Source organism: Bradyrhizobium sp. Unk1 (genome assembly GCF_059512345.1).
The window spans coordinates 48014-73488 of sequence record NZ_JCAMOP010000028.1 but is presented as its reverse complement, the minus strand read 5'-3'; the positions used below and the strand labels follow the sequence as shown (position 1 = coordinate 73488).

Here is a 25475-nt window from a genome sequence, read left to right as displayed (position 1 = left end):
CAGACTGTCTCCGCGGGACCATTTCTGGATTGCTTCGCTTCGCTCGCAATGACGGGAGAGCATAAGCATGAAAGGCCGTGACGAAATCGCGCATGCCTTGGCCGCGTCGGGCTATATCGCCGATGCGGACCTCGCGACCGCGATCTCGCTGATGCAATTGTTGCGGCGTCCGCTGCTCCTAGAGGGCGAGGCGGGCGTCGGTAAGACGGAAGTGGCGAAGGCTCTCGCCAAGGTGCACGCGACCGAGCTGATCCGGCTGCAATGCTACGAAGGTCTTGACCAATCCTCCGCGCTCTATGAGTGGAATTACCAGCGCCAGCTGCTGGCGATCCAGGCGCACCGTGGCACCGACAGCATCGAGGACCAGGTGTTCTCGGAAAAATATCTGCTGGAGCGTCCCTTGCTCGCCGCGATCCGCCGCGCGCAGGCGCCAGTGTTGCTGATCGACGAGATCGACCGCGCCGACGACGAATTCGAAGCCTTCTTGCTGGAACTGCTATCGGACTACCAGGTCTCGATCCCCGAGCTCGGCACTATTCCGGCGGTCACGATCCCGCATGTCGTGCTGACCTCGAACGGCACACGCGAGCTCTCCGACGCGCTGCGCCGGCGCTGCCTCTATCATTATGTCGACTATCCCGACGTGGATCGCGAGACCCGCATCATTCTGGCGCGCGTCGCTGGCGCCAGCCCGTCGCTGTCACTCCAGATCGCGCGCATGGTCGAGAACGTGCGCAAGGAGGAGCTGCGCAAGGTCCCCGGCGTCGCCGAGACGCTGGACTGGGCGGCGGCCCTGGTCGGCCTCGAGATCAGCGATCTCCACGACGCGCCCGAGACCGTGTATGAGACGCTGGTCTGTCTGTTGAAGACCCATGAGGACCGTGCCCGCGTCACGCCCGAGGTGACGCAGCGTCTGTTGGGGAAGGTCGCATGAGCTGTTGCGGCTCCAGCCCCGGATATGACGACCTCAATGAGGTCTCTCGTCTCGTGTCCGCGCGTCTCGCCGCCTTCCTGCGCACGCTTCGCGATGCCGGCTTTCGCGTCGGGCTCGCCGAAGGACAGGATGCGGCGACGCTGATGTCATCGGGCTATGCGGCGCGGCCAGGTCTGCTGCGCGCGGCGTTCAAGCATCTGTTCTCGGCGCGCAAGTCCGACTGGGACAAGTTCGATGGCCTGTTTGACGCGTTCTGGCTGGGCAAGCGCGTGCGCTCGCGCTCCCGCACCATCGGCTCGACGCCCGGCGCCAATAATCCCTCGCTGAAGAGCTTGCAGGACACGGCAGCGGAGCAGGGCGGTAGCCAGTCCATCACCGACCAGCTTCTGTCGTCCGATGATGCGCCGGAAGGCGGCTCCGGCGAGGGCCGCATGGAAGGCGCCTCGCGGGCGGACAATTTTGCGGAAGTCGATTTCAGGAAGCTGAGCGATCCCGATCAGGTCGCGCAGGCCCATGAGGCCGCAGCCCAACTCGCCAGGGCGATGCGCACACGGCTGACGCGGCGCGATCTGGCGCGCCGGCGCGGCTACCGGCTCGATCTCCGCCGCACCATTCATCGCAACATCAGCCATGGCGGCGTACCGATCAGCCTGGTGAAGCGGCAGCGCAAGGACAAGCCGTTGCGGCTGGTCGTGCTGCTCGATGCCTCGGGATCAATGAGCATGTATACCGCCGTCTTCCTGCGCTTCATCCACGGTGTGCTCGACCAGTTCCGCGAGGCCGAGGCGTTCCTGTTCCACACGCGCCTCGCCTACGTCTCCGACGCGATGAAGGAGAAGGACGCCGGCCGTGCGCTCGACCGGCTCTCGATCATGGCGCAGGGCGCGGGTGGTGGCACCAGGATCGGCGAGAGCCTGCAGACCTTCAACCGCTGGCACGCCGCGCGCGTGATCCATTCGCGCAGCTGCGTGATGTTCGTGTCGGATGGCTATGAGACCGGCGACGCCGCGCTGCTCGGTCGCGAAATGGCGGCGCTGCACCGGCGCTGCCGCCGCATCGTCTGGCTCAATCCGATGATGGCGTGGGAAGGCTACACGCCCGAAGCGCGGGGCATCAAAGCGGCGCTGCCGCATGTCGATCTCTATGCGCCCGCCAATTCGTTGCAAAGCCTGCGTGCGCTCGAACCCTATCTGGCGAAGCTCTGAGGATACGCCGATGACCGCCCATGTCGAAGTACTCGATCTCATTGCGCAGATGAAGGCCGCCGAGCGTGCCTTCGTGCTCGCGACGGTGGTGCGTACGGTGTCGGTGACCGCGGCGAAGGCTGGCGCCAAGGCGATCATTGCCGCCGACGGCACCATCGTCGCGGGTTGGATCGGCGGCGGCTGCGCCAAGGGCGCGGTGCTGAAGGCGGCGCGCGAGGCGCTCGCCGATGGCGAGCCGCGCATGGTCTCGGTGCAGCCGGAAAACCTGCTGGCCGAGCTCGGTGTCAGTGCAGGCGAGAGCCGCGACGGCATCCGCTTTGCCAGCAACATGTGCCCGAGCAAGGGCACGATGGACATCTTTGTCGAGCCGGTGCTGCCGCATCCCTCGCTCGTCATTCTCGGTGCGAGCCCGGTGGCGCTGTCGCTTGCGGCGCAGGCGCGCGTGCTCGGTTATCACGTCACGCTCGCCGCGCCCGCTGCCGATCTCACGGCGCAGCCGGATGTAGACGCGGTCATCGATGGTTATCACCTCAGCGAGCTCAACGACGCAAAGCGCTTCGTCGTGGTCTCGACGCAGGGCAAGGGCGACGAAGTGGCGTTGCGCGCGGCAGTCGCGACCAGGGCCGACTATCACGCCTTCGTCGGCAGCCGCCGCAAGATGGCTTCGCTCCGGGCAAAACTGATCGCGGAAGGCGCCAGTAGCGCCGCGATCGACGATTTCAAAGCGCCGGCCGGGCTCGATCTCGGCGCCATCACGCCGGAGGAGATCGCGATGTCGATCCTCGCCGAGATCACAAGGGAACGCCGGCGTGGCCAGCGCGCGGCCAATCAAACAGCAAGCAGAGAGTGAGACACCGATCATGCAGATGAACGACAGCCAGCGTATTCCCGCCTCGCGTGAACAGGTGTGGGCGGCGCTGAACGATCCCGCTGTGCTGAAGCAGTGCATCCCCGGTTGCCAGTCGCTCGATGTGACCGCGCCGAACGAGATGACGGCGACCGTGGTCTTCAAGGTCGGCCCGGTGAAGGCGACGTTCAGCGGCAAGGTGACGCTGTCCGATCTCGATCCGCCCAACTCCTATCGCATCTCGGGCGAAGGCTCCGGCGGCGTCGCCGGCTTCGCCAGGGGCGGCGCGCTGGTGCGGCTGGAATCCGAGAGTGCCGACGTGACGGTGTTGCATTACGAGGTCGATGCGCAGATCGGCGGCAAGCTCGCGCAGTTGGGAGCGCGGTTGATCAATTCGACCGCGACGAAGCTGGCGGGGGAGTTCTTCAAGTCGTTCGCCGACGTGATGAGCGCGAAGGCCGAGGCAGGCTAGCTGCTGTAGGGTGGGCAAAGCGACTTGTCCGCCGTAGCTCGAAGAGCGAAGGCGGAAGCGTGCCCACCATTCTCTATCGCAAACAAAGACGGTGGGCACGGCGCTTCGCGCCTTTGCCCACCCTACGATAGTCGCGCAAGCCCGCGCTCACCCCAGCGACACCCCAGCTTTGGCCCGGCTTATTCCGAGAGTCAGGATGCGCTGCAGGAGATCCGGATATTTGAGCCCGGCATGTAGAGCCGCCGTGGCGAACTCCTGGCTCTTGGCGATCTCGGGGTTGGGATTGGCTTCGATGAAATACGGCGTCCCGTCGGCGGCGAGACGAAAATCGATCCGCGCGTAGCCGTCGAGGCCAAGCGCTCGGTAGATGCGCTTCGCGGCGCGCTGGATGCGCGCGGTGACTTCGGGCCCAAGGTCCTTCGCCGGCCCGTCGACGATGCCGAGCTTCTCCTGATAGTCGGTGTCGTGCTTGGCTTTCTCCGTGGCGATGTGCCGTGATCTGCGCCCGCCCATGCTGCCGAATTTCAGTTCCCAAACCGGCAGGACGCGTAGCCGGTTGTTGCCGAGCACGCCGACATAGAGCTCGCGCCCCTCGATGAACTGCTCGGCGATCGCGGCGGATTCGACCCGCTCGTGGATGAAGGCGACCCGTTCCGCGAGCTTCTCGTCGGTATCGACGATCGAGGCCTGCGAGATGCCGAACGACCCGTCCATGTTCAGGCTCTTGACGATCAGCGGCAGCGCAAGGCGCGTCGGGCGTTTCACCTTGCGGCGCATCGGGAAGACGGCGAAGGCCGGCGCCGCGATCCGGCGGTGATGCACCAGCGTCTTGGACAAATCCTTGCCGCGCGCCAGGATCAGGCCGCGCGGATTGCACCCGGTATAAGGGACCTTCATCAACTCGAGATAGCTGGCGATGTGCTGGTCGTAGGCAACGTTGTTGTGGAATTCCTCCAGTAACGTGAAGACCACGTGCGGCTTGAACTCCTCGATCGCCTCGCGCACCGGCTTGATTTCGTCCTGCGCGCCGAGGGCGCGAACCTCGTGGCCGGCCGCGCGCAAGGTGCTCACCACGTCGTATTCCGTTTTCCACGCGTTGATTTCCTGCGCGGTGTATCCGTCGCTTGAGTCCGGAGGCATGAAGTCCGGATGCATCAGGACCAGAATGCGTGAGCGTCTCATAGCGCGATCCATTTGCGCCGAGACGGGCCAAACAGCGCGTGCATCGTCTTGGCGGTCACGAGGACGGTGAAATCGAGAACGAGCTTCTGTTCGAGGCCGACGGCGCGCAGGTCGAGCTCACGGCAGCGGGAGATCATATCATCGAGCACGGCATCGAGCGTGAGCTGGTTCTCGCCCGTCCACCGCGCGACCAGTTGCCTGATCTGGGCGCGGTGGCGCCTGATCAGGGCCGAAGCCGGCTTTGAGCGGTGATGCCGTGGATCGGCTGAAAACAGCCTGGAGAGGTCGCGGTCGTAGGTCTTCGGCGGCGTGAAGGCGTAGAACTCCTGCTTCTTCTTGTAATGGTCTTCGAGCGTCTGGCTGAGCCGGCCCAGCGTATCGACACGCTCTCGCGTCGTGATCAGCGGCCGCTTTCCCGCGATCTCGCTCATCAGCTCGTCGACATATTCGAGCTTCTTCAGGGCGGGCCAGCCGGCATATCGCGTCCGCCAGTTCGAGCGCGGCCGCAGCCACACCGCAAAGGTTTCGGCGAAATCTTCATCCGGATGGCTCTGCGCGTACCACAGCCGCAGATGCTGGACGTAGCGCCTGCTGGCAGGATTGGGCCGGTAGTAGCGCGGGTAGTGTTTCGACGACGGGCCGAACAGCTGCTGCCAGCGCCGGCGGCGCTGCAACTGATAGCCGTGCTGCATGGCATGGCCGGCCTCGTGACGGAGGATGGCCATGCACTCGCGCCAGGTCCCGCCCTCGACGTCGAACATCATCTTCTTCTCGAGCTTCATCAGACGGGGATGAGCGAGATAGAACGGGATGGCGATGCCCGGCACATCGCCCGGACTGAACCATTCGCTCGAGATCCATGTATGCGGCCGCAGCCGGATGCCCCGCTCTTCGAGCTCCTCATGGAGCGTGCTGACGCAGTCCTCGAGCCAGGTGCCTTTGACGGTCACCCTCAGGCTGGAGAGGCGCTGCTTGAGCAACTCGTCATCTGACAGCTTCTCCCAGGCAAATTTCCGGCTCGGCATCAGGAATCCAGGGGGCAGAGATGGTTTGGTATCCGGATGATGTCATGGGCGGCAGCCGGCAACAACCCGTGGGGCGGCGTCGTAAGGGACGGACGGCGCTCGCGCTCCCACGACCCGCTCTTGTCCGCCGAAGCCCTGGCGAAGGCGGATGCGGGGCCGCGACGAGCTTCGCTCGCGCTGAGGGGGTTGGGAGAGGGGGAGTCTCCACGGAGGCAGCATCGTAGGGTGGGCAAAGCGCAAGCGTGCCCAGCATCTTCGCGGCAACAAAAAAGGTGGGCACGGCGCTTCGCGCCTTTGCCCACCCTACGGCATCGCGAAACTTAACTTAGTCGAACAGGCTCGACACCGACTCTTCGGCCGCGGTGCGCGCGATGGCGTCCGAGATCAGGCTGGCGATCGGCAGCGTGCGGATGTTCGGAGCCTTGGTCACCGCGTCCGTCGGCAGGATCGAGTCGGTGATCACGAGCTCCTTCAGCTTCGAGCCCGCGATGCGGGCGGCCGCGCCGCCGGAGAGCACGCCGTGGGTGATGTAGGCGTAGACGTCCTTGGCGCCCTTGGCGATCAGCGCGTCGGCCGCGTTCACCAGCGTGCCGCCGGAGTCGACGATGTCGTCGATCAGGATGCAGGTGTAGCCGGCGACGTCGCCGATCACGTTCATGACCTCGGATTCGCCCGCCCTCTCGCGGCGCTTGTCGACGATCGCGAGCGGGGTGTTGATGCGCTTGGCAAGGCCACGTGCACGCGCCACGCCGCCGACGTCAGGCGAGATCACCATCGTCTTGGAGAGGTCGAACTTGTCCTTGATGTCGCGCACCATCAGCGGCGCCGCGTAGAGATTGTCGGTCGGGATGTCGAAGAAGCCCTGGATCTGGCCGGCATGCAGGTCGAGCGTCATGACGCGGTCGACGCCGGCCTGCGTGATCAGGTTGGCGACGAGCTTGGCCGAGATCGGCGTGCGCGAACCCGATTTGCGGTCCTGCCGGGCGTAGCCGAAATAGGGCAGCACCGCGGTGATGCGGCGTGCCGAGGAGCGGCGCAGCGCATCGGTGATGATCAGCAGTTCCATCAGATGGTCGTTGGCGGGGAACGAGGTCGACTGGATGACGAAGGCATCCGAGCCGCGGACGTTCTCCTGGATCTCGACGAAGATCTCCATGTCGGCGAAGCGCCGTACCACCGCCTTGGTCAGCGGCAGGTCGAGGCCTTGCGCGATCGCCTGCGCGAGGGCCGGATTTGAGTTGCCGGCGACAAGCTTGATGGAGCCGTTCTTGGCCGACATGGACGCTTCCTCCCGCGCTTTGCTGGATACGACGTTCAACATCAGAGAATACCCACTGGAAGCACGGTTACGACGGGCGAGGAAATATCAGGCCGGGGGCTGCAATGGCAACCCGGGATGCTACGTTTTCCCTCCGAAATCCTGAGTCCGGCCAACGGTTTGGCCGCAACTTGGGGCCGTGGTTTAGCGGGGGTTATCGCTCGCATAGCCCAGCGCCGAGGCCGGCATCTCGGCCGCCGGAGCCTCCGGGATCACGCTGGCCACCGCCGGTCCCCGCAAGCCGGGAGCAGTGCTCGGCGCGTCCGGCGTGCCGTTGATCATGTTGGAAAGTCCGCTGAATCCGGCCTGGGCGATCTTCCGCAGCACGAGGTCGTCGGCGGCGCCCCAGGGATCGCGGCCGCCCTTGGCGGCGGTCAGTTCCTCGCCTGAGAGGCGCAATGCCCGCTGCTGGTTGGCGTCGTAGACGTCCCAGACCCAGGCGATCACGGTCTTGCCGCGCACGATTTGGGCGGAGAGGTAACTGCGCACGCGATAGGCAGCCGTCCCCTCGCGGGAGACGACGGACAGGCTGCGCAGCTTGGATTCGCTGTCGAGCACGCCGACCATGCGGTCGAACACCTGCGGGGGCGGCCCGTCGATCGATTCGAAGGCCACGGTCGCCCCGGAGCCGGCGCTCGGCGCCATCGCATAGGAGTTGGCGGCACCGCCGCCGCCGGCGCAGCCGCCAAGCGCGGTCGCTACCGCCAGCAACATGACCGCCAGCACGCGCGAACCCGCGCGGCCCAGGATGAATGACGCGTCCCTCATTATGGGGGCAGCGATATCGTTAAAACGCATTAACGTCTAGGGCGGGAATGCTACATCGGCCCTCTGGAGCACATCGCGGCCGGGGCCGGTGGGCGGCCCGGCCGCGATGTGCATGCTCGCTCAGGCTGCCAGATGATGTCGCATCGCAGCCTGGATCCACACCCATTCCCGGTTTGGGCTGGAGTCGGGGGACTGCCCTCTCATGATGGCTACCAGTTCCCAATAGCGGTTCGCGCGAGCATCGTGCCGGACATATTTCGTGCGCATCCAGTTACGGAAGCCGGCGTCGGGCTTCTGGTTCAGCAGGCGAGCCGAGATCTCCAGCCAATCCCGCGCCAGCTCATTGGCTTGCGCGGATGACGGTTCAAGCCCCTGTTCGATGGCTTGCTTCGCCCTGAGCACTATGGCGTCGCTGGCTTCCTGACAGGCCTTCATATCGATGACCTCGCGATCCCAGACATCACCGGCGTTGGCTCGCATATTGGCGATGAAGGAGGGATCGCTCAGGAGGGCTGCAAGCTCGATCCATGCGTCGCATTGCTCAGGCGTTGGCTCGTCGGGCAGTTCCGGGACGGTCGCTTCCACCATCTGGCGGACCCATTCCTGATCGATGTTGATGCCGTCGGACACTCTTTCAAAAAAGCGTTCAACCACGTTGCGTCGTTCCACGCGGGACAGTTGCGTCATGCTCCAAAATCTCCTCAGATCGGCTTCGGTGAGTTGCGGTGATCGCAACGCAGCCCGCAGCGCGGCGGCGACGCGGCGCTGAGCGGCGATCTCCGCCTCCAGCGCTTCGAGCCGTAGCTTCAGAGCCTCGGCAAGCGACAGCTCCTGGCGGAGGACCTCCCGGATCGCATCCAGGCCAAGGCCGGCATCACGGAGACAGCGGATGAGCTCCAGTCGGACGAGTTCGCTATCCGTGAAGACGCGGTAGCCGCTCGCAGTTCGGTCTGCCGGCGGCAACAATCCCTCGTCCGAATAGAAGCGAAGCTTGCGGACCGAGATGCCGCAGAGCCGTGCCGCTTCGCCGATGCTGTAGGTGCGTTGCTTCATTCCGCGTTTCTGCGGTTTCCAGCAGGTGGAGAGTCAAGGCCGTTTTGAAGCAGGAACGAAGCGACGGCCAGCTTACCCCTCGAGCGCTATCGCGTGAATGTGGCGGCCGTAATCCGGCTCCTTGCGATGCACCGAGCGGCGATAGCTGAAGAAGCGCTCGTCGGCATAGGTGTCCAGGCCGAGGTCGTCGATCATCAGGATGCCGGCGGCTTCGAGCCGCTTCCGGATGAAGCCGGCGAGGTCGAACATCGCGTGTCCGGCGCGCACCGACGGGATGAAGAACATGGCGTTGTCCGCGTCCACCTCGATGAAGCGCGCCACGAACTCGTTGCCGACCTCGTAGCTGTCCTGGCGGATCAAGGGGCCGATCGCGGCGATGATCCCGCTGCGCGTGGCGCCGAGCTTCTCCATCGCCGAGATCGTCTGTTCCAGCACGCCGGTCAGCGCGCCCTTCCAGCCGGCATGGGCGCCGCCGATCACGCGCGCGTTGGGATCGACGAACAGCACCGGTCCGCAATCGGCGGTGGAGACGCCGAGCGCGATGCCGGGTGTTGTCGTGACCAGCGCATCGCCCTTCGGCCGCGGCCCGCTCGGCCACGGCGCTTCGGCGACGAGGACATCGGGCGAATGGATCTGGTGCAGGCTGATGAAGCGCTCCGGGGCGACGCCGACATGCTCGGCCATGCGGCGGCGGTTCTCCGCGACATGCGCCGGATCGTCGTTGGAGCCGAGCCCGCCATTGAGCGCCGAATAGATCCCGCCCGAGACGCCGCCCTCGCGGGTGAAGAAGGCGTGGCGCAGGCCGGGCACGGCCGACAGCAGCGACGAAGCAAGCGTCATGAGGCGCCTCCGGCCCGTTCGAGATCGCTGAGGCCGGCGATGCCGGTCAGCCGCGGCTCGGAGATGCCGAGCACCTTGAACATCGAGCCCATGCCGCTGCGCCCGGTATCGGTCAGGCGCTTGAGCGCCACTGAAATGTCGGTCGCAACGTCAGGCGTCGCCTTCTGCATCAGGGCAGCCGCGCGGGTATCGATGCCGACGCGTTTGAGGAAATCACCCTGCGTCACCGGGCCGTGCGCGCGGGCGCCGACATCCTCGGCCGCGCGCGCCAGCGCCTGGAAGTCGACATGGGCGGTGACGTCGGCCTGGCCCGGTGCCTTCAGCGGATCGGTGAAGGTGTGGCGCGCGATCGCCTGGAAGGTGTCGCCGGCATCGCTGCGCAGATGGCCGTAGTCGATGATCAGCGCCGCGCCGTCCTGGTCGCGCACGCGCGTGGCGAGCTTCATGATCTCGCCGTCGGGCCGCCATTCGAACACGGCGCCGACGGGAGCGGCGCGTACCAGAGGCGGCAGCAGCACGTCGAAGCGCGGCGTCGGGTCGGCAGCCGCGCCGAATTGAAGCTTGCCGTTGGGATCGATCTCGATCACGCGCTCGTGCCAGCCGTTCTCGCGCTTCACCATCTGGTGGATCGGCAGCACGTCGAAATATTCGTTGGCGAGGATGATGCTTGGGCCTTCCGGCACGTCGTCGATGCTGTCGTGCCAGGCGATGTTGCGCACGCCCGCCAGCGTCGCACTCTGCCGCTCGCGCAGCACGGGATTGACCTCGACCATGTGGACATGAAGCGCCTGGTAGAGCGGCGGCAACACGCGCAGTGCGCGCAGCGCATCCGCCATCATGGTGCCGCGGCCGGGGCCGAGCTCGATCAGCCGCAGGAATTGCGGCGAGCCCATCTGCTTCCACACCGAGGCGGTCCACAGCCCCAGGAGCTCGCCGAACATCTGGCTGACCTCGGGCGCGGTGGTGAAGTCGCCTTCGCGCCCGAGCGGATCGCGCGAGACGTAATAGCCATAGCGCGGATGCATCAGGCACAGTTCCATGTACCGCCAGACCGGCATGGGCCCTGAGGATTTGATCAGCGCCTTGATCTCGTTGAGTAGCGGCTGTTCGGTCACGGTCTGTCTTCTCGAAAGGAATTAACTGATGGCCCCGGCGGGCTTCGGCGCGCCGCGCCTGACAGCCAATACAATAAGTATGAGGCCTACAATAAGCATCGGGATCGACAACAGCATGCCCATGGTTAATCCGCCCCAGAGGAAGCCGAGCTGGACGTCCGGCTCGCGGAAATGCTCGCCGGCGATGCGGGTCAGGCCATAGATCAGGATGAAGGCGCCGAGGATCATGCCGGGCCGCTTCAGGGCGCCGAAACGGATCATCACCGCGAGCACGGTGAACAGCAGGATGCCCTCCATGCCGGCCTCATAGAGCTGGCTCGGATGGCGCGGCAGCTGCGAGGGATCGTTGGGGAAGATCATCGCCCAGGGTAGGCTGGGGTCGGTGGCGCGGCCCCACAATTCGCCATTGATGAAATTGGCGATGCGTCCGAGCAGCAGCCCGACCGGGGCGACCGCCGTGGTGATGTCGCCCAGCGACAGGATCGAGATGCGGTTGCGATAGGCAAACCACATCACTGCGACGACGCAGCCGAGGAAGCCGCCATGGAAGGACATGCCGCCCTCCCACAATTTGAAGATCGCGGCGGGGTGATCGATGAAGAAGGGCAGATTGTAGAACAGCACATAGCCGGTGCGGCCGCCGAGGATGATGCCGAGCGTGACCCAGAGGATGAAGTCGTCGATCTGCACCAGCGACATCGGCGGGGGGCCGCTCCACAGGCGCTCTTTCTTCAGCAGCGAGCGCGCATAGAGCCAGCCGAACACGATGCCGCTGATATAGGCCAGCGCATACCAGCGGATCGCGAACGGACCGATCTCGATCGCGATCGGCCTGAAGGCGGGAAAGTCGATGAGCAGAAAGGGCATCAGGCCTTCTAGACTTAAACGAGATTGCGGCGATAGAGCGCCAGCAGCCGCTCCCAATGCCGCTCGGCGGCGTCGCGGTCGTAGACCGGACGCTTGGGGAAGGCGAAGCCGTGATGCGTGCCGGGATAGATCTCGACCTCGGCTTTCGCGCCGCTCATGCCCTGTTTGACCTTCTCGATGACCTCGGCGGGCGCGTAGATGTCGGTCTCGGCGCAGGCGAAATAGAGTTCGGCCCTGGTCTTGCCGGCGGCGAGATGCGGGCTGTTGTCTTCGTCGGTCGCCAGATGCGTTCCGTAGATCGAGGCGGCGGCCTTGACGCGGTCGGCAAAGTGCGTGGCCGCGTTGACGGCGTAACGGCCGCTCATGCAATAGCCGACGGTGCCGACGATTTTCGTATTGGCAGCCGCCTGGCCCTCGGCATAGGTGAGCAGGGCCCTGGTATCCTCCATGATCATGGGAATGTTGAGCGAGGCCATGAGCTGGAACATGCGCTTGCGCTCGGGTGCATTCGGATCGGCCGGCAGCGCGCCGAGCTCCATCACGCCGGAGCGGTAATAGAGGTTCGGCAGCATCACGTAATAGCCCGAGGTGGCGAGCCGGCGCGCCATGTCGCGCAGCTCCTCACGGATCGCCGGCGCATCCATGTAGAACAGGATGACCGGAAACGCCCCGCCGCGTTCGGGATGGGTGATGAAGGTTGCGGTGTGGCCGTCCTTGGTGGGAATCGCGATCTGCTGATCGATCATCTCGTGCGCCTTCTGATTCTTGTTATGCAGGGACGTTGAATACGATTGCAAGGAAACCGGGGCATGACAAGGATACCGCCGATCGGCCCTTGAACCGTTTCGCCCGGATTGCCATTGTCTTTTCGCGCGTTCGCGCAAAGTTTATCTGAGGCCGCCAGGAGACCGACATGACCCAGACCAACAACCGGTTTTTCGACGAGATCGGCCGCCTGATGAACGACGCCGCCGGTGCCGCCCAGGGCGTCAAGCGCGAGTTCGACACCGTGATGCGCACCCAGGCCGAGAAATTCCTGCGCGACATGGACCTGGTCAAGCGCGAGGAGTTCGAGGCGGTCAAGGACATGGCCCGCCTCGCCCGCGAGGAGAACGAGGCCCTGAAGGCGCGCATCGTGGCGCTGGAGGCCAAGCTCGGCGGGTAGGGCCGTCGTACGGCGCTCTTCCTTACCCTCCCCTGGAGGGGGAGGGTCGATCGCGCGCAGCGCGAGCGGGGTGGGGTGACAGTCTCGCCGCGTCGAACAGTGCCCGTGGGGAGGGATCACCCCACCCCGGCTCACATTTCGCTGCGCTCAATGTGAGCCGACCCTCCCCCTCCAGGGGAGGGTAAGAGCCCGGGCTGCCCGCCCATTCTCCTTGTCATTTCCGCGTCTTCCGGGTAAAAGCCCGCCAAGTTCACGGCCCCCGCACCCCTGGAGGCTTGCTGTGAGCTATGCCATGGGCCGCGCTGCGGCCCATTAACTTTTGCAAAAACAAGGACTTAACGACATGGCGACGACCGTCAAGGAATTGAAGGCGACCGCACGTCCGAAGAGCGGCAAGGGGGCCGCCCGGGCTGAGCGTCGCGCCGGGAGAGTGCCCGGAGTGATCTATGGTAACAACCAGCCCCCGCTCCCGATCTCGGTTGACGATCGCGAACTGCGCACGCGCATCCTCGCCGGCCGGTTCCTGACCACGCTGGTCGACGTCGAGCTCGACGGCAAGAAGCACCGCGTGATTCCGCGCGACTATCACCTCGATCCGGTCAAGGACTTCCCGATCCATGTCGACTTCATGCGGCTCGGCGAAGGCGCCACCATCCGTATCAGCGTGCCCTTGCACGTGGTGAAGGCCGAAGGTTCGCCCGGCGTGAAGCGCGGCGGCGCTGTCAACATCGTCGCGCATTCGATCGACCTCGAATGCGGCGTCGAGAGCATCCCGCAATTCATCGAGGCTGATGTCGGCTCACTCGAAATCGGTCACTCCCTGCATCTGGCCGACATCAAGCTGCCGGCCGGCGTGAAGGCGCTGACCCGCGAGGACGCGACCCTCGTCACCATCGTGCCGCCGTCCGGCTACGCCGAAGAGCAGAAGGCCGCGGCTGCGGCTGCAGCTCCGGGCGCTGCTGCGGCTGCTCCGGCGGCTGGCGCTGCGGCTCCGGCTGCGGGTGCTGCTGCTCCGGCTGCGGCTGCCAAGGCTCCCGCCGGCGGCGACAAGAAGAAGTAATCTCTCAAAGCCGGCGCGCGATCCTTGATCGCGCGCCGAGCGAGGGGCGCGCCGCGACATGCGACTCTTTGTTGGGCTCGGCAATCCCGGCGCGAAATACGCACGTAACCGGCACAATATCGGCTTCATGGCCGTCGACGAGATCGCGCGGCGGCAGGGCTTTGCGCCATGGCGCCGCAGGTTTCAGGGCGAGACCTCGGAAGGTGCGCTCGGCACTGAGCGCATCATCCTGCTCAAGCCGACGACCTACATGAATGACTCGGGCCGTAGCGTTCAGGAAGCGGCAAGCTTCTTCAAGATCGCGCCCGGCGACGTCACCGTGTTCCACGACGAGCTCGAACTGCCGCCGGGCAAGGTGCGGGTGAAGATCGGCGGCGGCATCGCCGGCCACAACGGCCTGCGCTCGATCTCGGCGCACATCGGCAACGACTATCGCCGGGTCCGGCTCGGCATCGGTCATCCCGGCGTCAAGGAACTGGTGCACGGCCACGTGCTGTCGGACTTTGCCAAGGCCGACAACGACTGGGTGGCGACGCTGTGCGAGGCGGTGGCCGAGCACGCGGCACTGGTTGCCAAGGGCACGGACGCGACCTTCGCCAACAGGGTGCATCTCGCCATGCAGGCGAAGGGCTTTTTGACCAAGGACGAGAACGGCAAGGAATAGGGCGCCGTTTTCTCCGTCAAGCCCGGCCATGACGAATACGGATAGAGGACGACCATGGGATTTAAATGCGGGATCGTCGGGTTGCCCAATGTCGGCAAGTCGACCTTGTTCAATGCGCTGACCGAGACGGCCGCGGCGCAGGCCGCGAACTATCCGTTCTGCACCATCGAGCCGAATGTCGGCGAAGTCGCCGTGCCCGATCCGCGGCTCGACAAGCTCTCGGCCATCGCCAAATCGGCGCAGATCATCCCGACCCGGCTGACCTTCGTCGACATCGCCGGCCTCGTGCGCGGCGCCTCCAAGGGTGAAGGCCTCGGCAACCAGTTCCTCGCCAACATCCGCGAGGTCGATGCCATCGCGCATGTCGTGCGCTGCTTCGAGGATTCCGACATCACGCATGTCGAGGGCAAGATCGCCCCGCTCGCCGACATCGAGACCATCGAGACCGAGCTGATGCTCGCCGACCTCGACAGCCTCGAGAAGCGCGTCGACAACCTCACGAAGAAAGCCAAGGGCAACGACAAGGACGCCAAGGAGCAGCTCGACCTCGTCAACCGCACGCTGGTGCTGCTGCGCGAGGGCAAGCCCGCCCGCCTCGTCGAACGCAAAGCGGAGGAGGAGCGCGCCTTCGGGATGCTCGGCCTGCTGTCGTCGAAGCCCGTGCTCTACGTCTGCAACGTCGAGGAAGGCTCGGCCGCCACGGGCAATTCGTTCTCCAAGGCGGTGGAGGAGCAGGCGGCCAAGGAAGGCGCCGTTGCCGTCGTCATCTCCGCCAAGATCGAATCCGAGATCGCCACCATTTCGCGCGAGGAACGCGCCGACTTCCTGGAGACGCTGGGTCTCGAAGAAGCCGGCCTCGATCGCCTGATCCGTGCCGGCTACACCCTGCTCGACCTCATCACCTATTTCACGGTGGGCCCGAAGGAAGCGCGCGCCTGGACCATCTATCGCGGCACCAAGGCCCCGGGCGCGGCCGGCGTGATCCACACCGACTTCGAGAAGGGTTTTATCCGCGCCGAGACGATTGCGTATGAGGACTATGTCGCGCTGAACGGCGAAGCCGGCGCCCGCGATGCCGGCAAGTTGCGTCTCGAAGGCAAGGAATACGTCGTCGCCGACGGCGACGTGATGCATTTCAGGTTTAATACGTAAGACTCGAAAGAGCGCTCTCGTAGGGTGGCAAAGGCGCATCGCGCCGTGCCCACCATCTATCCAATATAGCGACGGAAGAGGTGGGCACGCTTCGCTTTGCCCACCCTACGGCGCCTACGCCTGCCTCACCGCGCCCCGCCGCCCTGATCGCGGATCGCGCCGAGATGCTCGTTGATGCGGAAGACGATCAGGATCAGCTCCGCGGCGATGCGCGAGAACACGATGCCGACGACGATGCTCGCGATCGACGACAGCAGCACCAGGAAGCCCCCGAACGGGCTGATCGCCATCGTCGCGAGACCGGAGAAGATTCCGGAAAGGCCGAACAGGCAGATCAGCGCGATCACCAGCCAGTAGAAGGTCTTGATGATCGTCGGCGTGATGAAGCGGTCCCATTGAAACAGGTCGCTGAATGAAAACATTGCTCTCCCCAGGGCAAATCGGGACTTCAAATCGGGCCTCGACCGACGGATCCTGGCCCTCGGCTGATCCGACTCAGATCAACGCCGCCGCGTCTTATGTAGCACGAGCCATGCGGGCCAGCGGGTTGAGATTGCCGCAAAGTGCGGCCACAATCTGTCATTTCCGCCAACCAATCCCAAGATGCCCCTGACCTTCGAAGATTTCCCGCCCGGCCGGTTCGGAACATTCGGCCCGCGCCATGTCACCCGCGACGAGATCTTGGCTTTCGCCGCCGAGTTCGATCCACAGCCGATGCACCTCGATGAGGAGGCCGCGGCCAACAGCATGCTGCGCGGCCTGTCCGGCTCGGGCTGGCATCTCTGCTCGCTGATGATGCGGATGATGGCCGATGGCTTCATCACGCGCGCCGCTTCGCTCGGCTCGCCCGGCGTTGACGAGGTGCGCTGGCTGTCGCCCTTGCGGCCCGGCGACGATCTCATGCTCGACGTCGACGTGCTGGAGGCGCGCGCCTCGAAGAGCCGCCCCGAGCTCGGCATCGTCAAGTTCAAATGCACGGTGCGCAATGCCAGGGGCGAGGCGCTGTGCGAAATGACGTCGCCGATCATGATCAAGCGGCGCGAGGGAGCAGTCTGATGCCCTTCTTCGAGGAGATCGAGATCGGTCACCGCCGCGAGATCGGCGCCTATACGTTCACCGCGGAGTCCATCAAGATTTTCGCCGCAAAGTTCGATCCGCAACGCTTCCACCTCGACGAGGAGGAAGGCAAGAACTCGCTGTTCGGCGGGCTCGCCGCCTCGGGCTGGCATGTCGGCTCGGCCGGCATGAGCCTGCTTGTCGCCGACGGCCAGCGTGTGGCGCGTGAGGCCGCTTCGCGCGGCGAGGAGGTCGCGGTGTGGGGCCCGTCGCCGGGCTTTCGCGATCTGCGCTGGATCAGGCCGGTGCTCGCCGGCGACACCGTGGCCTACGTCAACGAAGTCATCGACAAGCGCAGCTCGGCCTCGCGCCTCGGCTGGGGCATTCTGACGGCCCGCACCACCGGCACCAACCAGCGCGGCGAGGAGGTCTATTCCATCACCGCCAGCGCCTTCGTGCCGATGCGGAAGGGCGTGTAATTTAGAATCGATCGAGCCGCGGCTTCCTTAACCTCTCCCCTTAAGAACGGGGAGAGGGAGAAAAGAGAAACCGAGCGAGTGTTGCCTCCGCGCTATGGACGCGATTCCGGGCGGCTGCCATAAGCCCCCGAGATGGCTGGCCCGCGAAGCAGCTGGCGGAACCATCGAGTTGCTAACCAATTATGAACCTGTCGCTGTCTAATTGAAACGAATTGGGCAGAGAACAGGGGACGAGGACCATGGCAGACCGCGGCGCACTCAAGCTGGTGGGATTTATCTTTGCGACCGCGACGCTGGCAGTGATGCTGGTCGCCGGCATGGTGGTGAAGGGCTATGCCGATGGCGGCTACACCCTGGAAGCCTCGACGGTCGACGCGAGCCGTTAAGGGCTCGTTAACTTTTCGCGCCGCCTTCCGGGCCCGCCGTCAGCGGCTATAGACGAACGCCAGCACCGCGATCGCGATCGCCAGCAATCCGACGAAGCGCAGCATGATCGTGCCGAACTGGTTCGGCGCGGGCCGCAGCGGGATAGGGTCCGTATTGTCGGGCCGAATGCTTTCCATCTGAAATGTCCCCAGGCCCGGCCGCAAGGCTGCGGGCGCTTGGCATTGGTCGGCGCCGGGGCGCGGAGGGTTCAAAGGGGATGTTGTCGCCCGCGCGGCGCTCACCAAACCCTCCGTCGTCATGCCCCGCGAAGGCGGGGCATCCAGTACGCCGCGGCTTCTCGGCTCAATCACTGTCGTCTCTGGAATACTGGATCACCCGCTTTCGCGGGTGATGACGCCTGTACAGGAGAGACGGAGTACCGCTTCACTCTCGCGAATCAAAACCGCCGCGCCCCTTGCGGAACGCGGCGGCTGGTGATGCCAGACGTGAGTGATCAGCTGTTGCGCAGGCCGTCGGCGGCGCGCTTCCACTGCGCGACGTTGTCGGCGATCATGCGGGTCGACTTCATCGCGGCCTGGCTGAGCTGGGCATAGCCGGAGATCTCGCGCTGGACGCGCTGGCCTTCGGCATGGAGCAGGTCGCGCAGGCTCTCGAGCTCGGAGATCAGGTTCTCGATCTCGGCGAGCGAGGTGCCGGCGACGCGCTGGATCAGCGAGTTGACGTTGGTGACGGTGGCTTCCGCGCTCGGATCGAGCGGCGGCGCGTCGGTGGTGCCCGATGCCGGCCGGCGCAGATAGGCGATGTCGTTGCGGACGAAGTCACGGATGCCGGCTTCGACTTCCGTCACTGCGGCGAGGTTGTTGTCGACCGTCTCGGTCTCGGTGGATTCGGTCTTTTCCGGACGCATGGCGTTCATCGTTATTCCCCTGTTCGCGTTGAGCGCAGCGCGAGGGTCCCCCGCACGACGAGTTCGGTCATTCGACTAGGGCGTCGGATTTTGACCGCAACTTGGCCGAGATACGGCAAGGGCGGACGATTCGGGGGCTTTGCCGTGGCGTATGGTTACGAGTGTCTGAATGGCCGGGGGTAACGAAGTTCCATCCCCCTCATGGTTCGAGACGCGCGTTCCGAGTTCCTCAGGATGAGGGGAGAGAGTGGAGCGCTTAAGCTACCAGCTCTTCTTGAAGCCCGCCGTCAGGCTCTTGTTGATCGCGCCCTGCGAGGTCTCGCCGACCGAGCCGGAGACGGTGACGTTGTCGAACAGCTTTTGCTCGGCGCCGACCTTGCGCAGCCATTTGTCGTCGGTGGTCGACAGCGACTGGCCGGCGGTGATGCTGGTGCCGGTGTCGGTGAGGGTGACCTTGGCGGTCTGATCCGTCTCGTAGTTGCGCGTGACGTGCCCGCCGACGCCCGGCACCGCGGTGGTGCCCTGCTGGTTGACGCTGTAGCCGTTCTGGAGCGTCAGCGACGTGTCGCTCGACAGCGGCACCGACTTGATCAGCGACGCTCCGATCTTGCTCTGCTCGGCGCCGGGATCGACCCGGGCTTCCACCGCGGTCTTGTCCCAGATCGAGCCGGCGCCCGGCGCGGTCGCCGCCGCCCAGGCGCTGCCGGATGATTGCGGCAGGCTGCCACCATTGGTGGCCTTCTGCGCCAGCAGCTCGGACATCGTCCGCGGCTCGCTCGTCACCGTCATGTCGGCGCCGATGCGGGCGTCCCAGAACGAGGAGACCGACTGCTTCACCGTCACCGCCGAGGAGCCGTTGGCATTCGCGTTCGACGACCAGTTCAGGCCGTCCTTGGCGGCGGCCTGGGCGCGCTTCTTGGCGGCCATGACGTCGTTGCCGGTGCCGGCGTCGACCGCGAGCTGGCTCCAGTCGAGCTTGTCGACGTCGATGCCTTTGAGCACGTCGGGGTCGTTGACGTCGGGGGCCTCGGCGGTCTCTGCGGCCTCGGCCTCATTGTCGGGCGCGGCCGCGGCGGGAGAGAACGGCGGAATGATCTGCGCCGAGACCGTCAGAACCGAGCCTAAAATGAATGTGGCCGCCAGCACCGGCAGCCTGGTCCAGCCAAAACCTGTCGAGAATTCCATCGTCCTGCCCGCGAGCCCAACGCATGCTTGCCGCCACTATAGTGTGGCCTTCGGTGATGACCATGCGCCATTCGGTCCGCTCAACACATGGTGATCTATCGTTGCGAAATTGTGGCGGCTCGCCTCGGCCACAGCATGATCCGGACCCGAAGGGCCGCGCCAGCGCAAAGCGTGCAGCGGTTTTCCCTCGCGACAAACGCGGAACGCGTTTGCGCGGAGATATGCTCAAACAACAAAAATAACGAACCAACGGGCCGCGCGAAAGGCGCGCGCCCGATGACGAGCTTCGCCACGACGACATCCGGCGGGGCTGGAGGCCAGGACGCGGGTCGGGCGAGCATCAATCATCGGTCCCGGCAAGGGGGGCCCGTTGGCGTCCCCCTCAGCCGACGCGGGTCATCTTCGGCAGATGAATGGCGCGGCCGAGTGCCTGTTCGACCAGATCGAAGGTGTCGACCAGCACGCGCATGCTGATCAGCTTGCCCGCCCTGAACTGGGCGAACTGCGCGACCCGCAAGCTGATCGGCTTGTCGGAGTCCAGCGCGGTCAGCGAATAGCGCAGCATCGAGGCGGCGGAATCCACGCCGAGCATGATGCTCTCGCGGTCGAAGCGGCGGACACGGAAATTGTCGGCGAGCTGGCGGATGACGTCGAGCACGGCGTCCCGGCCCTGGCGCGCGCCGAGGAACGGAAACATGTCGATCGGGCCGTAGATCGCCCACTCGACGTCCTCGTCGATCAGGGACTCGATGTCACTGAAATCCCGGTCGTTCACCGCGCGGTGCAACGCGCGCGAGAAACGCCAGAGGCTGTGCTCTGTCATTTGGGGGCGTCCTGAAGCTGGCTTGCAGAAAAAAACGGAAAACAACCCCATGCACAGCAATGTGCCCCGGGGCCGCTCAACTCATTTGTATACGAATAAAATACGCAACTTCGGCCAAAACGCAATTCACGTTTTTGCAATGCACAATTGATGCGGCTTTGTGAGATTTACAACAGAACCCCGTAATCTCCCGGTCTCTGCTTCACCTCTGCCCGTAAGAAAGGAAGAAGGGTCATCCCCCGTCGGCCCGCGCGCCCACGATCAGCGGCCCGATCTCCCGCTCCAGCACCTGCTGCACCAGATCATAGGAATCGATGATCTCGCGGATCTGCGCCACCAGTCCGCCCCGGAAGCTATAGAACACCGCCATGTCGAACTGCACGACGCGATCGTTGCTGCGCTTCTTGAAGTAGGTGTGCAGGTAGGTCGCGACCTCGTCGCCGTCGGCGAGGATGTGCGGCGCCTTGTAGCGGATTTCGGAATAGCGCGACCAGACCGTCTGCCACAGCGCACGCAATTCGGCCTTGCCGTGGCGCGGCACCATGTGCGGCAGCACGTCGATCGGCGCGTGGGTGAGAAAGTCGACGTCGTCGGTGCAGCACGACAGCGCGGCCTCGATATCGCCGCGCCCAAAACTGTCCAGCAGATGCAGCACGCGTTGCCTGTTCAGCGATTCAACCGTCATGCCGCTCCCGCCCTCGTGGAGTGTGGAATGCAAACGCCGATGCGGGCTCTGCGGGTCCATCAATCCGCAAAAACACAGGCGTCCGGATCATATGACGCGCAGATGCAATACCGGGTTCATGATATGCAATTAACGGTTGCGTTTATGGTCGCCTGCACGAATTCAAGCGGATTTTCGTGGCCCCCGATGACGCCGCATGCAAACCGGCGGGCGCGCCCCGCCATGCACGGCGCACTGGAACCCGCGCCCATCGGTGCTCGTTGAGACGCCGAAAACTGATCCGGAGACATCGATCATGAAATCCCCGCTTCTCACCGTCGCCGCAGCACTTCTGATGCTGGGCGCGACCTCCGCCGCCAACGCCAAGGGCTGCATCAAGGGCGCCGTCGTCGGCGGCGTCGCCGGCCATTATGCCGGCCATCACGGCGTCCTGGGCGCCGCCGCCGGCTGCCTCTACGGCAGGCATCACGCCAAGGAGCAGGACAAGCAGCAGCAACAGCAGGGCCAGGTGAACGGGCAGGGGAAGTTGTAGGCGCGAACGGCACCACATGCTCCCTCGTCATTCCGGGGTGCCGCAAAGCGGCGAGCTATGACGCGCAATTGCGCATCTGAGAATCCATAGCCCCGACAAGCGCGGACGACACTCCGTCGTCTACCTCTTCTTCCACCCGCCCCGCCGTCCCGGCTGCCCGCCTGTCGACTTCGGCGCCGGCCCGAACTCCGGCCCCGACTGCCGTGAGTCCGTCGGCTGGATGATCCGGCTCGTGCTGCCGAACGGCTTTGCCGGCAGGCTCGCGTTCTCGCGATAGGGCAACGACTCCGGCCCGTGCATCTCGTCGAGATGTGGCTTGTGCACTTTCGAGCCGCTGCCGCCGCCGCTGGCTTTCAGCGCGGAGCTCACGGTTTTCTTCTTCATCGCGCTGACGGGCAGGTTGGCGGCGTCGCCATACTTCTTGGTGCCGGCGTAGGCGCCGGCCTTGCCCTGCACCGTGCGCTGCTTGACGGTGGGGTCGTCGACCACTGCGAGCTCGGTGGCGCGCAGGCGCTTGACTTCGTCGCGGAGGCGGGCGGCTTCCTCGAAGTTCAGATCGGCTGCGGCCTCGCGCATGCGGGTTTCGAGATCGGCGAGCACGGCTTCGAAATTGTGGCCGATCGAGATGACGTCGTCGGTCATGTCGTGGCCGCCGACCTCGACCAGCACGTGGTCGCGCTCGTAGACGGAGTTGAGGATGTCGCCGATCTGCTTCTTCACGCTCTCCGGCGTGATGCCGTTGGCGGTGTTGTACTCGACCTGCTTTTCGCGGCGGCGGTTGGTTTCCGCGATCGCGCGCTCCATCGAGCCCGTCATCTGGTCGGCATAGAGGATCACCTTGCCGTCGACGTTGCGCGCGGCGCGGCCGATGGTCTGGATCAGCGAGGTCTCGCTGCGCAGAAAACCTTCCTTGTCGGCGTCCAGGATCGCGACCAGCGCGCATTCGGGAATGTCGAGGCCTTCGCGGAGCAGGTTGATGCCGACCAGCGCGTCGAACGCGCCGAGGCGGAGGTCCCTGATGATCTCGATGCGCTCGATGGTGTCGATATCGCTGTGCATGTAGCGGACGCGGATGCCCTGCTCATGCAGATATTCGGTAAGGTCCTCCGCCATGCGTTTCGTCAGCACGGTGATCAGCGAGCGATAGCCGGCCTGGGCTGTGGCGCGGACCTCGCCGACGAGATCGTCGACCTGGGTGCGGGCGGGGCGGATATTAACGGGAGGATCAATAAGGCCCGTCGGTCGGATCACCTGCTCGACGAACACGCCGCCGCTCTCGTTCAGCTCCCAGCCGCTCGGCGTCGCCGACACCGCGACCGTCTGCGGCCGCATCATGTCCCATTCCTCGAAGCGGAGCGGGCGGTTGTCCATGCACGAGGGCAGGCGGAAACCGTATTCGGCCAACGTCGCCTTGCGGCGGAAGTCGCCGCGGAACATGCCGCCGATCTGCGGCACGGTGACGTGGCTCTCGTCGGCGAACACCAGCGCGTTGTCGGGGACGTATTCGAACAGCGTCGGTGGCGGCTCGCCGGGCAGGCGCCCGGTGAGATAGCGCGAATAGTTCTCGATGCCGGCGCAGCTTCCGGTCGCCTCCATCATCTCGAGATCGAAGGTGGTGCGCTGCTCCAGTCGTTGCGCCTCCAGCAGGCGGCCCTGGTCGTGGAGCTGGTCGAGCCGCTGCTTCAGCTCCGATTTGATCGACTTGATCGCCTGCACCAGCGTCGGGCGCGGCGTCACATAGTGCGAGTTGGCGTACATCTTGATGAATTCGAGCTCGTCCTGCTTGTGGCCGGTGAGCGGATCGAACTCCTCGATGGTCTCGATGGTGTCGCCGAACAGGTTTACGCGCCAGGCGCGGTCCTCATAGTGCGCCGGGAAGATGTCGATAACGTCGCCGCGCACGCGAAACGTGCCGCGGGTAAAATCGGCCTGGGTGCGCTTGTACTGGAGGGCGACGAGGTCGGCGATCAGCTGGCGCTGGTCGATGCGCTCGCCCTTCTTCAGCGCGAAGGTCATTGCGGTGTAGGTCTCGACCGAGCCGATACCGTAGATGCAGGACACCGACGCCACGATGATGACGTCGTCGCGTTCGAGCAGCGCGCGCGTCGCGGAGTGGCGCATGCGGTCGATCTGCTCGTTGATCGAAGAATCCTTTTCGATGTAGGTGTCCGTGCGCGGAACGTAGGCCTCCGGCTGGTAGTAGTCGTAATAGCTGACGAAATACTCGACTGCGTTGTCGGGGAAGAAGCTCTTGAACTCGCCATAGAGCTGGGCGGCGAGCGTCTTGTTCGGCGCCAGGATGATGGCGGGCCGCTGCGTCGCCTCGATCACCTTGGCCATGGTGTAGGTCTTGCCGCTTCCGGTGACGCCGAGCAGCACCTGCGAGCGGTCGTTACGCTCTATGCCTTCGACCAGTTCCGCGATCGCGGTCGGCTGGTCGCCGCGCGGCTGGTAGGGCGATTTGATCTCGAAGCGCACGCCGCCTTCGGACTTCTCCGGGCGCGGCGGCCGGTGCGGGGTCCACACTTTCGTGGAGCCGTCGTCCTTGCGGAACTCAGGCCGGCCCTCGCGGATCAGCGACTCCAGCGCATCCGCGGTCGCCTTGACGCCGAGCGCCTCCATCTTGGTGCGCGGCGGACGCGCCAGCGCCTCGGCATCGTCCTCCTCGGTAGGCAGACCGAGCTGTCGCGCCAGTTCCGGATCGAGGGTCGGGATCGTGGCCGCGGTGCCGTAATTGGCCTGCGGCGCCTCGTCGAAACCGCCGCTCTCCGAAGCGCGCGCCCCCGGTGGCTGCGGGTTGGGACGAAGCGGCATCGGTCGCGTCGTATCCTGTGGAAACTCCTTCGGCGTCGAGGCGCGTGCCCGATGCGCGGCAGCCTCGCCCCCGGCGCGGCGGTCGCGCGAATTGTCCGGCGGCGGCTGCAGCCCGGTGCCCGATCCAAGCCCGGCATCGCCGCGATTGATCGCGGGATTCAGAAGTTCGGCCAACGCCGGCCCGATCGGCTGCACGTCGGGCCGATGGGCCTTCGAGTTCGGAGCTTTGGATTTGGGGGATTTCGGGGGAGCAGGTTTCTTCGCCATGCCCCGAATATGGGACGAGTCCGGCCTTCAGAAAAGGGCGAATGCTCGTCCGTGCTCAGGCTGCTGACAGCAGGTTGGCAGCAGCCTCTTTAAGCCGCCGGCGGCGGGGCCTCGTCGTCGCTCGCCCGGTGCGGCTCGAGGATGTCGAGATGGATCCCGCCGCAATCGGTGCAGCGCATGGTCCAGTACTCGCATCCGGCGCGGCCGCCGATCACACGAAGCACCGCGAGGTCGCCGTCGCATTCGGGACATTTCGACAGCACATTGCGGGCATAAATCCTCGGCCGCGGCGTGTCTTCGAATTCGATGACTGACATGACCGGTTCCCCCTTTATGCTGCGCTGTCCCCTGGTTCGCTTGGAGTCCCGCGCTTATTCGTCGTCGCTGTCGTCGGCCCGCCGGCGGAAGCGGTCGATGTGGTGCTTGGCATCGGCGATCGCCGCGTTCTGATCAGGCCAGGCGAAACCGACTTCCATCGCCGGAAACAGCACGCCATCGATAGCGAGGGGGCTGAGATCGGCGCGGCGGATACGGGCATGCCAGAGGCCTTTGCCGGCCTCGAAGGATTCGATGTCAAAACCGTCGTAGAGGGTCGTCATTGTAGTCCCCAAATGTTCCGTAAGTGTCTTGTTGAAGGGTCAGGGGACCACGTTTGGCGGGTTCAGTATGTGAA

General features: G+C 65.1%; 30 protein-coding genes. 12 read left to right on the top strand and 18 right to left on the bottom strand.

The window, feature by feature from the left end; genetic code table 11:
• Positions 1–67 precede the first annotated feature (67 nt).
• The 4 genes from AC5ZFO_RS30895 to AC5ZFO_RS30880 are packed head-to-tail and all read left to right on the top strand — an operon-like array spanning position 68 to position 3458.
• On the top strand, positions 68–934 hold the full coding sequence (locus tag AC5ZFO_RS30895) for an AAA family ATPase (protein WP_282522023.1): 867 nt from the start codon (positions 68–70) through the stop codon (positions 932–934).
• On the top strand, positions 931–2139 hold the full coding sequence (locus AC5ZFO_RS30890) for a vWA domain-containing protein (protein WP_282522024.1): 1209 nt from the start codon (positions 931–933) through the stop codon (positions 2137–2139). The genes AC5ZFO_RS30895 and AC5ZFO_RS30890 overlap by 4 nt, the downstream gene beginning before the upstream one ends.
• A 10-nt stretch (positions 2140–2149) precedes the next feature.
• Positions 2150–2989 carry an XdhC family protein gene (locus AC5ZFO_RS30885; RefSeq protein WP_282522025.1) on the top strand — a complete coding sequence of 280 codons (840 nt, stop codon included), beginning with the start codon at positions 2150–2152 and terminating at the stop codon, positions 2987–2989.
• A 10-nt stretch (positions 2990–2999) separates the two neighbouring features.
• The gene (locus AC5ZFO_RS30880) at positions 3000–3458 is read left to right on the top strand and encodes an SRPBCC family protein (protein ID WP_282522026.1); all 459 of its coding nucleotides are present in this window, start codon (positions 3000–3002) and stop codon (positions 3456–3458) included.
• A gap of 147 nt (positions 3459–3605) precedes the next feature.
• On the opposite strand, the gene AC5ZFO_RS30875 is transcribed toward AC5ZFO_RS30880, so the two are convergent.
• From AC5ZFO_RS30875 to AC5ZFO_RS30835, 9 genes are all read right to left on the bottom strand, one after another.
• Positions 3606–4640, bottom strand: a complete 1035-nt coding sequence (locus AC5ZFO_RS30875; RefSeq protein ID WP_282522027.1) for a D-alanine--D-alanine ligase family protein — start codon at positions 4638–4640, stop codon at positions 3606–3608.
• Positions 4637–5665 (bottom strand): putative zinc-binding metallopeptidase, encoded by a 1029-nt coding sequence (locus tag AC5ZFO_RS30870; RefSeq protein WP_282522028.1) that lies wholly within the window; start codon positions 5663–5665, stop codon positions 4637–4639. The genes AC5ZFO_RS30875 and AC5ZFO_RS30870 overlap by 4 nt, the downstream gene beginning before the upstream one ends.
• Positions 5666–5990: 325 nt before the next feature.
• Entirely contained in the window at positions 5991–6944 is a 954-nt protein-coding gene (locus tag AC5ZFO_RS30865) for a ribose-phosphate pyrophosphokinase (protein WP_014492003.1), read from the bottom strand.
• A gap of 183 nt (positions 6945–7127) precedes the next feature.
• Positions 7128–7751: a hypothetical protein gene (locus AC5ZFO_RS30860; RefSeq protein ID WP_282522029.1), complete on the bottom strand. Its 624-nt coding sequence runs from the start codon at positions 7749–7751 to the stop codon at positions 7128–7130.
• 120 nt (positions 7752–7871) lie between these two features.
• Positions 7872–8804 carry a MerR family transcriptional regulator gene (locus tag AC5ZFO_RS30855; protein ID WP_282522030.1) on the bottom strand — a complete coding sequence of 311 codons (933 nt, stop codon included), beginning with the start codon at positions 8802–8804 and terminating at the stop codon, positions 7872–7874.
• Positions 8805–8876: 72 nt separating this feature from the next.
• On the bottom strand, positions 8877–9644 hold the full coding sequence (pgeF, locus tag AC5ZFO_RS30850) for a peptidoglycan editing factor PgeF (protein WP_282522031.1): 768 nt from the start codon (positions 9642–9644) through the stop codon (positions 8877–8879).
• Positions 9641–10759 (bottom strand): class I SAM-dependent methyltransferase, encoded by a 1119-nt coding sequence (locus AC5ZFO_RS30845; RefSeq protein WP_282522032.1) that lies wholly within the window; start codon positions 10757–10759, stop codon positions 9641–9643. Before AC5ZFO_RS30845 ends, pgeF begins: the two co-directional genes overlap by 4 nt.
• Before the next feature lie 21 nt (positions 10760–10780).
• The gene (lgt, locus tag AC5ZFO_RS30840) at positions 10781–11626 is read right to left on the bottom strand and encodes a prolipoprotein diacylglyceryl transferase (RefSeq protein ID WP_496122969.1); all 846 of its coding nucleotides are present in this window, start codon (positions 11624–11626) and stop codon (positions 10781–10783) included.
• Positions 11627–11640: 14 nt separating this feature from the next.
• Positions 11641–12372, bottom strand: coding sequence for a dienelactone hydrolase family protein (locus AC5ZFO_RS30835; protein WP_282522034.1), 732 nt, complete (start codon positions 12370–12372; stop codon positions 11641–11643).
• Positions 12373–12539: 167 nt separating this feature from the next.
• Between AC5ZFO_RS30835 and AC5ZFO_RS30830 the strand changes: the two genes are divergently transcribed.
• The 4 genes from AC5ZFO_RS30830 (at position 12540) to ychF (ending at position 15667) form a co-directional block, all read left to right on the top strand.
• Positions 12540–12791, top strand: a complete 252-nt coding sequence (locus AC5ZFO_RS30830) for an accessory factor UbiK family protein (protein WP_028151569.1) — start codon at positions 12540–12542, stop codon at positions 12789–12791.
• A gap of 343 nt (positions 12792–13134) precedes the next feature.
• A complete protein-coding gene (locus AC5ZFO_RS30825) occupies positions 13135–13851 on the top strand; it encodes a 50S ribosomal protein L25/general stress protein Ctc (protein ID WP_282522035.1) in 717 nt (238 codons plus the stop codon).
• Positions 13852–13909: 58 nt separating this feature from the next.
• Positions 13910–14515, top strand: coding sequence for an aminoacyl-tRNA hydrolase (gene pth / locus AC5ZFO_RS30820; RefSeq protein WP_282522036.1), 606 nt, complete (start codon positions 13910–13912; stop codon positions 14513–14515).
• A 54-nt stretch (positions 14516–14569) separates the two neighbouring features.
• Positions 14570–15667: a redox-regulated ATPase YchF gene (ychF, locus tag AC5ZFO_RS30815; protein ID WP_028151572.1), complete on the top strand. Its 1098-nt coding sequence runs from the start codon at positions 14570–14572 to the stop codon at positions 15665–15667.
• Between the two features lie 125 nt (positions 15668–15792).
• Here ychF and AC5ZFO_RS30810 read toward each other — a convergent pair whose 3' ends face one another.
• Positions 15793–16089: a DUF4282 domain-containing protein gene (locus AC5ZFO_RS30810; RefSeq protein WP_063985551.1), complete on the bottom strand. Its 297-nt coding sequence runs from the start codon at positions 16087–16089 to the stop codon at positions 15793–15795.
• A gap of 181 nt (positions 16090–16270) precedes the next feature.
• Here AC5ZFO_RS30810 and AC5ZFO_RS30805 point away from each other — a divergent pair, with 181 nt between their 5' ends.
• The 3 genes from AC5ZFO_RS30805 (at position 16271) to AC5ZFO_RS30795 (ending at position 17588) form a co-directional block, all read left to right on the top strand.
• Positions 16271–16723 (top strand): MaoC family dehydratase, encoded by a 453-nt coding sequence (locus AC5ZFO_RS30805; protein ID WP_282522037.1) that lies wholly within the window; start codon positions 16271–16273, stop codon positions 16721–16723.
• Positions 16723–17202 (top strand): MaoC family dehydratase, encoded by a 480-nt coding sequence (locus tag AC5ZFO_RS30800; RefSeq protein ID WP_282522038.1) that lies wholly within the window; start codon positions 16723–16725, stop codon positions 17200–17202. Before AC5ZFO_RS30805 ends, AC5ZFO_RS30800 begins: the two co-directional genes overlap by 1 nt.
• A 239-nt stretch (positions 17203–17441) precedes the next feature.
• A complete protein-coding gene (locus AC5ZFO_RS30795) occupies positions 17442–17588 on the top strand; it encodes a hypothetical protein (RefSeq protein WP_166103493.1) in 147 nt (48 codons plus the stop codon).
• A 39-nt stretch (positions 17589–17627) separates the two neighbouring features.
• On the opposite strand, the gene AC5ZFO_RS30790 is transcribed toward AC5ZFO_RS30795, so the two are convergent.
• The 5 genes from AC5ZFO_RS30790 to AC5ZFO_RS30770 form a co-directional block, all read right to left on the bottom strand.
• A complete protein-coding gene (locus AC5ZFO_RS30790; RefSeq protein ID WP_212484281.1) occupies positions 17628–17765 on the bottom strand; it encodes a hypothetical protein in 138 nt (45 codons plus the stop codon).
• A gap of 317 nt (positions 17766–18082) precedes the next feature.
• A complete protein-coding gene (locus AC5ZFO_RS30785) occupies positions 18083–18505 on the bottom strand; it encodes a hypothetical protein (RefSeq protein ID WP_282522039.1) in 423 nt (140 codons plus the stop codon).
• Positions 18506–18757: 252 nt separating this feature from the next.
• Positions 18758–19681: a hypothetical protein gene (locus tag AC5ZFO_RS30780; protein WP_282522040.1), complete on the bottom strand. Its 924-nt coding sequence runs from the start codon at positions 19679–19681 to the stop codon at positions 18758–18760.
• 382 nt (positions 19682–20063) lie between these two features.
• A complete protein-coding gene (locus AC5ZFO_RS30775) occupies positions 20064–20504 on the bottom strand; it encodes a nuclear transport factor 2 family protein (protein ID WP_028158003.1) in 441 nt (146 codons plus the stop codon).
• 232 nt (positions 20505–20736) lie between these two features.
• On the bottom strand, positions 20737–21189 hold the full coding sequence (locus AC5ZFO_RS30770) for a nuclear transport factor 2 family protein (RefSeq protein ID WP_282522041.1): 453 nt from the start codon (positions 21187–21189) through the stop codon (positions 20737–20739).
• A gap of 295 nt (positions 21190–21484) precedes the next feature.
• On the opposite strand from AC5ZFO_RS30770, the gene AC5ZFO_RS30765 reads away from it, so the two are divergent.
• Positions 21485–21721, top strand: a complete 237-nt coding sequence (locus tag AC5ZFO_RS30765; RefSeq protein WP_282522042.1) for a hypothetical protein — start codon at positions 21485–21487, stop codon at positions 21719–21721.
• A gap of 120 nt (positions 21722–21841) precedes the next feature.
• On the opposite strand, the gene uvrB is transcribed toward AC5ZFO_RS30765, so the two are convergent.
• The 3 genes from uvrB to AC5ZFO_RS30750 all read right to left on the bottom strand — a co-directional run bounded on the left by uvrB (position 21842) and on the right by AC5ZFO_RS30750 (position 25401).
• Positions 21842–24802: an excinuclease ABC subunit UvrB gene (uvrB, locus tag AC5ZFO_RS30760; RefSeq protein WP_282522043.1), complete on the bottom strand. Its 2961-nt coding sequence runs from the start codon at positions 24800–24802 to the stop codon at positions 21842–21844.
• An 89-nt stretch (positions 24803–24891) separates the two neighbouring features.
• Entirely contained in the window at positions 24892–25119 is a 228-nt protein-coding gene (locus AC5ZFO_RS30755; protein ID WP_282522044.1) for a hypothetical protein, read from the bottom strand.
• Positions 25120–25173: 54 nt separating this feature from the next.
• A complete protein-coding gene (locus AC5ZFO_RS30750; RefSeq protein ID WP_282522045.1) occupies positions 25174–25401 on the bottom strand; it encodes a hypothetical protein in 228 nt (75 codons plus the stop codon).
• Between the last annotated feature and the right edge of the window lie 74 nt (positions 25402–25475).

Excerpts from the sequence above, each read along its gene's own strand:
- AC5ZFO_RS30895 (WP_282522023.1), top strand. The coding sequence starts at position 68 with ATGAAAGGCCGTGACGAAATCGCGCATGCCTTGGCCGCGTCGGGCTAT.
- AC5ZFO_RS30890 (WP_282522024.1), top strand. The coding sequence starts at position 931 with ATGAGCTGTTGCGGCTCCAGCCCCGGATATGACGACCTCAATGAGGTC.
- AC5ZFO_RS30885 (WP_282522025.1), top strand. The coding sequence starts at position 2,150 with ATGACCGCCCATGTCGAAGTACTCGATCTCATTGCGCAGATGAAGGCC.
- AC5ZFO_RS30880 (WP_282522026.1), top strand. The coding sequence starts at position 3,000 with ATGCAGATGAACGACAGCCAGCGTATTCCCGCCTCGCGTGAACAGGTG.
- AC5ZFO_RS30875 (WP_282522027.1), bottom strand. The coding sequence starts at position 4,640 with ATGAGACGCTCACGCATTCTGGTCCTGATGCATCCGGACTTCATGCCT.
- AC5ZFO_RS30870 (WP_282522028.1), bottom strand. The coding sequence starts at position 5,665 with ATGCCGAGCCGGAAATTTGCCTGGGAGAAGCTGTCAGATGACGAGTTG.
- AC5ZFO_RS30865 (WP_014492003.1), bottom strand. The coding sequence starts at position 6,944 with ATGTCGGCCAAGAACGGCTCCATCAAGCTTGTCGCCGGCAACTCAAAT.
- AC5ZFO_RS30860 (WP_282522029.1), bottom strand. The coding sequence starts at position 7,751 with ATGAGGGACGCGTCATTCATCCTGGGCCGCGCGGGTTCGCGCGTGCTG.
- AC5ZFO_RS30855 (WP_282522030.1), bottom strand. The coding sequence starts at position 8,804 with ATGAAGCAACGCACCTACAGCATCGGCGAAGCGGCACGGCTCTGCGGC.
- pgeF (WP_282522031.1), bottom strand. The coding sequence starts at position 9,644 with ATGACGCTTGCTTCGTCGCTGCTGTCGGCCGTGCCCGGCCTGCGCCAC.
- lgt (WP_496122969.1), bottom strand. The coding sequence starts at position 11,626 with ATGCCCTTTCTGCTCATCGACTTTCCCGCCTTCAGGCCGATCGCGATC.
- AC5ZFO_RS30835 (WP_282522034.1), bottom strand. The coding sequence starts at position 12,372 with ATGATCGATCAGCAGATCGCGATTCCCACCAAGGACGGCCACACCGCA.
- AC5ZFO_RS30830 (WP_028151569.1), top strand. The coding sequence starts at position 12,540 with ATGACCCAGACCAACAACCGGTTTTTCGACGAGATCGGCCGCCTGATG.
- AC5ZFO_RS30825 (WP_282522035.1), top strand. The coding sequence starts at position 13,135 with ATGGCGACGACCGTCAAGGAATTGAAGGCGACCGCACGTCCGAAGAGC.
- pth (WP_282522036.1), top strand. The coding sequence starts at position 13,910 with ATGCGACTCTTTGTTGGGCTCGGCAATCCCGGCGCGAAATACGCACGT.
- ychF (WP_028151572.1), top strand. The coding sequence starts at position 14,570 with ATGGGATTTAAATGCGGGATCGTCGGGTTGCCCAATGTCGGCAAGTCG.
- AC5ZFO_RS30810 (WP_063985551.1), bottom strand. The coding sequence starts at position 16,089 with ATGTTTTCATTCAGCGACCTGTTTCAATGGGACCGCTTCATCACGCCG.
- AC5ZFO_RS30805 (WP_282522037.1), top strand. The coding sequence starts at position 16,271 with ATGCCCCTGACCTTCGAAGATTTCCCGCCCGGCCGGTTCGGAACATTC.
- AC5ZFO_RS30800 (WP_282522038.1), top strand. The coding sequence starts at position 16,723 with ATGCCCTTCTTCGAGGAGATCGAGATCGGTCACCGCCGCGAGATCGGC.
- AC5ZFO_RS30795 (WP_166103493.1), top strand. The coding sequence starts at position 17,442 with ATGGCAGACCGCGGCGCACTCAAGCTGGTGGGATTTATCTTTGCGACC.
- AC5ZFO_RS30790 (WP_212484281.1), bottom strand. The coding sequence starts at position 17,765 with ATGGAAAGCATTCGGCCCGACAATACGGACCCTATCCCGCTGCGGCCC.
- AC5ZFO_RS30785 (WP_282522039.1), bottom strand. The coding sequence starts at position 18,505 with ATGAACGCCATGCGTCCGGAAAAGACCGAATCCACCGAGACCGAGACG.
- AC5ZFO_RS30780 (WP_282522040.1), bottom strand. The coding sequence starts at position 19,681 with ATGGAATTCTCGACAGGTTTTGGCTGGACCAGGCTGCCGGTGCTGGCG.
- AC5ZFO_RS30775 (WP_028158003.1), bottom strand. The coding sequence starts at position 20,504 with ATGACAGAGCACAGCCTCTGGCGTTTCTCGCGCGCGTTGCACCGCGCG.
- AC5ZFO_RS30770 (WP_282522041.1), bottom strand. The coding sequence starts at position 21,189 with ATGACGGTTGAATCGCTGAACAGGCAACGCGTGCTGCATCTGCTGGAC.
- AC5ZFO_RS30765 (WP_282522042.1), top strand. The coding sequence starts at position 21,485 with ATGAAATCCCCGCTTCTCACCGTCGCCGCAGCACTTCTGATGCTGGGC.
- uvrB (WP_282522043.1), bottom strand. The coding sequence starts at position 24,802 with ATGGCGAAGAAACCTGCTCCCCCGAAATCCCCCAAATCCAAAGCTCCG.
- AC5ZFO_RS30755 (WP_282522044.1), bottom strand. The coding sequence starts at position 25,119 with ATGTCAGTCATCGAATTCGAAGACACGCCGCGGCCGAGGATTTATGCC.
- AC5ZFO_RS30750 (WP_282522045.1), bottom strand. The coding sequence starts at position 25,401 with ATGACGACCCTCTACGACGGTTTTGACATCGAATCCTTCGAGGCCGGC.